The organism is Gottfriedia luciferensis (assembly GCF_001712755.1).
In the GTDB taxonomy this organism is placed as follows: Bacteria; Bacillota; Bacilli; order Bacillales; family Bacillaceae_G; genus Gottfriedia; species Gottfriedia luciferensis_B.
Window position 1 is genome coordinate 300202 of sequence record NZ_MDKC01000033.1, and the last position, 6559, is coordinate 306760.

At 34.9% G+C, this 6559-nt stretch carries 4 protein-coding genes and 8 tRNA genes; all 12 read right to left on the reverse strand.

The window, feature by feature from the left end:
* Window positions 1-19 precede the first annotated feature (19 nt).
* The 12 genes from BED47_RS17915 to BED47_RS17970 all read right to left on the reverse strand — a co-directional run bounded on the left by BED47_RS17915 (window position 20) and on the right by BED47_RS17970 (window position 6500).
* Window positions 20-1147: a glucose-1-phosphate adenylyltransferase gene (locus tag BED47_RS17915; RefSeq protein ID WP_069034771.1), complete on the reverse strand. Its 1128-nt coding sequence runs from the start codon at window positions 1145-1147 to the stop codon at window positions 20-22.
* Window positions 1095-3026: a 1,4-alpha-glucan branching protein GlgB gene (gene glgB / locus BED47_RS17920; protein WP_139116372.1), complete on the reverse strand. Its 1932-nt coding sequence runs from the start codon at window positions 3024-3026 to the stop codon at window positions 1095-1097. Before glgB ends, BED47_RS17915 begins: the two co-directional genes overlap by 53 nt.
* 671 nt (window positions 3027-3697) lie before the next feature.
* Entirely contained in the window at window positions 3698-4597 is a 900-nt protein-coding gene (locus BED47_RS17925) for a DMT family transporter (protein ID WP_069034772.1), read from the reverse strand.
* A complete protein-coding gene (locus tag BED47_RS17930; protein WP_069034773.1) occupies window positions 4594-5148 on the reverse strand; it encodes a bifunctional transcriptional activator/DNA repair enzyme AdaA in 555 nt (184 codons plus the stop codon). The genes BED47_RS17925 and BED47_RS17930 overlap by 4 nt, the downstream gene beginning before the upstream one ends.
* A gap of 446 nt (window positions 5149-5594) precedes the next feature.
* A tRNA-Glu gene (locus tag BED47_RS17935) sits at window positions 5595-5666 on the reverse strand.
* A gap of 11 nt (window positions 5667-5677) precedes the next feature.
* A tRNA-Ser gene (locus BED47_RS17940) sits at window positions 5678-5768 on the reverse strand.
* Window positions 5769-5774: 6 nt separating this feature from the next.
* Window positions 5775-5849: transfer RNA gene (locus tag BED47_RS17945), tRNA-Asn, on the reverse strand.
* Window positions 5850-5870: 21 nt separating this feature from the next.
* Window positions 5871-5947: transfer RNA gene (locus BED47_RS17950), tRNA-Ile, on the reverse strand.
* Between the two features lie 16 nt (window positions 5948-5963).
* Window positions 5964-6034: transfer RNA gene (locus BED47_RS17955), tRNA-Gly, on the reverse strand.
* A 6-nt stretch (window positions 6035-6040) separates the two neighbouring features.
* Window positions 6041-6116: transfer RNA gene (locus BED47_RS17960), tRNA-His, on the reverse strand.
* A gap of 9 nt (window positions 6117-6125) precedes the next feature.
* Window positions 6126-6198 (reverse strand) — tRNA-Thr (locus BED47_RS17965).
* A gap of 226 nt (window positions 6199-6424) precedes the next feature.
* Window positions 6425-6500 (reverse strand) — tRNA-Phe (locus tag BED47_RS17970).
* Window positions 6501-6559: the final 59 nt, after the last annotated feature.

Here is a 6559-nt window from a genome sequence, read left to right on the forward strand (position 1 = left end):
TTGAGGAATGAGCCACCTCTTATTCTTCGCTTGTAACTAGAATTACCTCTTCATAATCTTTCTCAGGACCTAAAAGGCTTCCATCAGGAATCACCATTCCAGGAGCTACTACAGCACTTTCAATTCGTACATCTTTTCCAATAACGCAACCTGGCATAACGACAGAATCTTTTATCATACTGCCTTCTCCTATTGTTACACCTTGGAATAAGACAGAATGTGATATAAAACCTTCAACAACACACCCCTCATTAATTAGAGAGTCTTCAACGATTGCTGTAGGTGCAATGTATTGTGGTGGTTGATTTGGATTAACTGAATATATGCGCCAATCACGGTCATAAATATTTAGTTCGCTATCTTCATTTAACAAATCCATATTTGCTTCCCATAAGCTTTTTACTGTACCAACATCTTTCCAATAACCTTTGAAAGGATAAGCAACTACTTTTTTCTTTTCTTCTAATAAAAGCGGAATAACGTCTTTACCAAAGTCATTACTTGATTCTGGATTACGATCATCCATCTCTAAAAACTCTTTTAAAACATTCCATTTAAAAATATAAATTCCCATTGATGCTAAATTACTCTTTGGATATTGAGGTTTTTCTTCAAATTCAATAATATCCATTTCATCATTTGTATTCATAATTCCGAAACGGCTAGCTTCATCAATCGGAACTTCGATAACTGAAATCGATACATCTGCCTCTTTTTCAATGTGATAGTCTAGCATTTTACTATAGTCCATCTTATAAATATGATCACCTGAAAGAATCAAAACATATTCAGGCTGATATTGCTTTATATAATTTAAATTTTGATAAATTGCACTTGCAGTACCTGTATACCATTTAACTCCAGATGCTTCTGAATATGGTGGCAAAACAGTTACCCCACCATTTAAGCGATCTAAATCCCATGCACTTCCTATACCAATATATGAGTTTAGTACAAGTGGTTGATATTGAGTTAACACCCCAACAGTATCAATACCTGAATTTGTGCAATTACTTAAAGTAAAATCTATTATTCGATATTTACCTCCAAAAGCTACGGCTGGTTTTGCTAGTTCTTTTGTTAAAGAACTCAATCTACTCCCTTTTCCCCCTGCTAGTAACATTGCTACGCATTTTTTCTGAACCATTGCTGCTAATCCCCTTTCGCATTTTGACTGGACGAATGATTGTAAAACTAAAGGCAGGTAATGCTATTTCAATACTGTATGGTAAACCATGAAATGGTATTTCTTCTGATTCAATGGCAGAACGATTTATTTTACTATCGCCACCAAATTGTACATAGTCACTTGAGAGCAATTCTTTATATCGATGCTTTGCAGGTACTCCAATTCGATATGTGTCATAAGAAATCTCTCTAAAATTACAGATTACGATGACATAATCCTCTTTGTTTTTTCCTTTACGGATAAATGAAAATACACTCTGATCTGCATTATTTGCATCAATCCATGAAAATCCATCCCAATGATTATCAACTTCATAAAGTGATTTATTTTTTTTATAAATCGATAATAATTCTTTAAAATATTTGTTCATCTTGGAATGATATTCATAATCTTTTATCATCCAATCAACTTGCTCTAAATCCTTCCACTCATCAAATTGCCCAAATTCACTACCCATAAATAAAAGCTTTTTACCTGGATGAGATAAATAATAGCCAAATAGTACCCTTAATTGAGCAAACTTTTCCTCATATGTACCTGGCATTTTATTTAACAAAGATTTCTTACCATGTACTACTTCATCATGTGAAAAAGGTAAAACAAAATTTTCTGAGAAGGCATATAAAAACGAGAAAGTCATCTTATTATGATGATGCTTTCTTTGTGTTGGGTGAGTCTCCATATAAGTCAAAACATCATTCATCCAACCCATATTCCACTTAAAATTAAAACCTAATCCACCTTCGTATGTAGGTGCAGTAACTAATGGCCAATCAGTAGAATCTTCAGCTATCATTAATACTTGTGGATCATGTTCAAATACCGCTTCATTTAATTTACTTAAAAACTGAGTTGCAAAAGGATTCTCTTCATTTCTATTTTTCCAATATAAAATATTTGCAACAGCGTCTACTCGGAAACCATCAATATGAAAATATTCCATCCAATATAGAGCGTTTGAAATAAGAAATGATTTTACCTCTGGTTTTGATAAATCAAAATTCGCTGTACCCCATACTTCATTTTCTCTGGCATCATAACCTTCATATTCATATGTCGGTTCACCATCAAACATGTATAATCCATGAGAATCCTTACAAAAATGACCAGGCACCCAATCCATAATGACTCCTAATCCGTTTTGGTGGCATTCGTCAATAAAGCTCATTAGCTCATGAGGATTTCCATATCGACTAGTAGATGAAAAATATCCTACTCCTTGATACCCCCAAGAACGATCATATGGATGTTCAACTAATGGTAATATTTCGATATGTGTAAAACCATGATCTTTTACATATGGAATTAGTTCTGTCGCTAGTTCTGCATAAGTGTAAAAATCACCGTTTTCCTTCTTTTTCCAAGAACCTAAATGTACCTCATAAATTAAAACTGGTTCTTCATAAACTGACTTTTTAAATTTTTGCTTACGATATTTTGCATCTTTCCATTTATAGCCCGAAAGATCATAAACGATCGAAGCTGTGCTTGGTCTTAGCTCACTAAAGAAAGCAAAAGGATCACTTTTTAATAAAACTTCACCACGCTTGGTTGAAATTTCATATTTGTATATCGTCCCATGACCAATATTGGGGATAGATATCGTCCAAATCCCTTGATCGTTCAACTTTTCCATTTTATGTTCAGAACCATTCCACTTATTAAAGTCCCCAACAACTGAGACAGCTTTCGCATGTGGAGCCCACACTGTAAAAGTAGTTCCCACTTTATTCCCATTTTTTACAACATGTGCCCCAAAGCATTCATGGCTATGGAATAAACTTCCCTCATGGAATAAATGCACATCAAACTCAGTTGGCCGTGTCAAAAGCAACATCCTCACCTCATTACAATCTCTTAAATTCTTCTATCTCTTAATATTCTACAAATATATATATTCACCTTGTTTTTATGCAAAAAAAATTCAAAAACTTTTTCCAGAAAATGAATAACCATTCATGAAACCGTTGTCATTATTGCGTTTGTCGTAAAAATGTCGAATTTGTCGAACGAATATCACCGTATAATTATACAACGCATTTACAAAACCCCTTGTCTTAATTTGTAATTTTTTGATTTATCATAAAATTTCATACATAATTTACACTTTTATTACATATAAACTTTATATTAAAAAAGAATTGTAGAAAAATGTCGAACTAAAGGGGAGAATTTTTTTTTGAAAAATTTTTAGAAACGACTATCAAATTACAGATGCAAAAGTAAAAATAAACTTAAAAACGAATCTACTCTTTATGCGGTAATAAATTGTGGCATTAAATATTAACTTACTTACGTTTTAGGAAATTCAACAAAAATTATTGAAATACATGTAGAAAAGGATCACTTCAAAGTTACTAAGGTTTGTGTCAATATCATAATTTCCCTAGTTGTGCTACCCTCTTTGGTTGGACTTATTTTTAGCTCACTAAAATAACAATCGTAATATAGTAAAAAGGATCTTCGTTATTACGAAAATCCTTTTTTGTCTTAGTATTTAAAAGCTTATTAGACTTGCATTCGCTTATTTGATGTGATTACTCGTAAACGAATATCCGAAATCAGGAATACACCACATAAGATGACAAGAAAACCGAACAACATCCCTAATGTAATATGTTCTTTCAAAATAAGAACTCCCCAGATTATTCCAAACACAGGAATTAGAAAAGTAACACTTAATGTTTTGGTAGGTCCAACACTTTCGATAAGATAAAAGTACAATAAATAGGCTATAGCAGTACAAAATAATGCTAATCCTAGAACTGCCAATATAGCAACTCCTGAAACTTTTTCTGTAGATGCAGTGAAATTTAGAAATGTAAAAGGTAAAAGTATAATTGCAGCACCAATTTGTTGACCAGCTGCAAGTGAAAGTGGTGGTACCCTATCAAAAGCTTTCTTAGCATACACACCTGCAATCCCATATGAAATAGTCGACAAAACTGCTAGTCCAATTGCTATTTTAACATCATAAGTAAACGGTATCGAACTCCAACCTACTAACAAGATCACTCCTATTAAACCCACTATTATTCCAATCAACTTACGAATACTCAACTTTTCTTTCGTCCATACAAAAACAACCAGCGCTGTAAATAATGGCGTCAAAGAGTTTAGAATTGATGACATTGAAGCTGGCAAATGTAATGCTGATGTAGCAATTAATGTAAATGGTATTGCCGCATTTAATGCCCCTATTATTAAATATTGTCTCCATCTCTTTTTAAAGTGTAATGACTTTTTAGTAATAACCAAATATAGTACCAGTGCAAACGCAGCAATTATAACTCTTCCCTGTATTGTTAAAATTGGTCCAAAAACAGGTGAAGCTATCCTAATAAATAAAAATGAAGCTCCCCATAATGCAGCTAGGCTCAATAAAGCTATTCCATCTTTTAACTTCATTTATTTAACCCCTTTCTGAATGTAGTTGGAGTGTAATTAAAATGATGACGAAACATGCTTGAAAAATGTGCCGAGCCTTTATAACCAAGATTATGCGCTATTTCAGTTATGGTTTTCTCAGTATCTCGTAATAATCTCAAAGCTTCTATCATTCTTAACCTAGTTGCGTATTCTAACGGCGATAAACCTGTGGATTTTTTAAATAATCTTTGCAAATGAAACTTACTTACTCCAACTTCAATTGCTAACCGATCCAATGTTAAGCTATTTCGATATTCTTTTTCAATAAAATGTTTGGCAGATAAAATAATATCCTCCTCATTTGAGTGAAGTAAATCAGGACGACATCTTTTACATGGACGGTACCCATCTTTAATTGCCAAAGAAAATGACGGATAATATGACACATTTTCTTTTAAAGGGGTTCTTGACTTACACGAAGGTTTACAACAGATTCCAGTGGACTTAACTGCATAAATAAACATTCCATCATACTTTTCATCGCATGATTCAACTGCATCCCACATGACCTGATTATTTAATCCGTTCATTTAATCACCTCATCTTTAGCTATTCACATTTTAACACTAAGATATTGCGCTTGCTTTCAATTTCTTGCTTTCTAATTTCTATGGAAGAAGGATAATAGTAGTTAATAGACCATCTGATGATGTTTGGATTTAAAATGAGTGAAAAGAATATTAGTATTGAAAAATAAGGATATGTGGCCCGAATGAAGATTAACGGAAAAGAGGAATAGTGAAACCATGGAGAGCTATGACTACAATATGCTGTTTCTATTACTTTATTTGTAAAAGTGACAGCAAACATATTGCATCTATGAGAGATAATTCCTTGTACATTTTAAAATGAAAGAAGAACACTTTAATATAATGAAGAAAGCTATACTCAATTAAAGATTTTTCAATAAAGTCCTAAAAAAGACAAATAAAAAACTCAGTTACCTGTGTTATCACAAATAACTGAGCTTTAGATATGACCCGTACGGGACTCGAACCCGTGTTACCGCCGTGAAAGGGCGGTGTCTTAACCGCTTGACCAACGGGCCAAAAAAAAATATGGCAGAGAAGAAGGGATTCGAACCCTCGCACCGGTTACCCGATCTACACCCTTAGCAGGGGCGCCCCTTGAGCCACTTGGGTACTTCTCTATCATATGGCTCCGCAGGTAGGGTTCGAACCTACGACCACTCGGTTAACAGCCGAGTGCTCTACCACTGAGCTACTGCGGAAAAACTAATTATAAAAATTAATGGTGGGCCTAAATGGACTCGAACCATCGACCTCACGCTTATCAGGCGTGCGCTCTAACCAGCTGAGCTATAGGCCCATTAAATTTTATAAAAAGCGGGTGATGGGAATCGAACCCACGACCGAAGCTTGGAAGGCTTCTATTTTACCATTAAACTACACCCGCAAAATATGGGGCGACCGATGGGAATCGAACCCACGAGTGTCGGAACCACAATCCGATGCGTTAACCACTTCGCCACGACCGCCATAAAGAGTGCCGACTAGAGGACTTGAACCCCCAACCTACTGATTACAAGTCAGTTGCTCTACCAATTGAGCTAAGTCGGCATTTTATTATCTATATCACTTTGTTTTTATTACTTATATAATTTGCACCACTCAAGCTTAAGTATTGGTATCTTAATCTTCATAAAGTCGTCCTTGTCTCATATAGAAAATTCAAGGTGTTTTTCGACAAGTACGCTGATGTTTCGATACGAAGCTTATTCATTCGTGCTCTACCAATTGAGCTAAGTCGGCTTATTAAAATGTTAGTTAATTTATTTATTTAAGATGGTGGCTCGGGACGGAATCGAACCGCCGACACGAGGATTTTCAGTCCTCTGCTCTACCGACTGAGCTACCGAGCCATCTTAAATGGCGGTCCCGACCGGGATCGAACCGGCGATCTCCTGCGTGACAGGCAGGC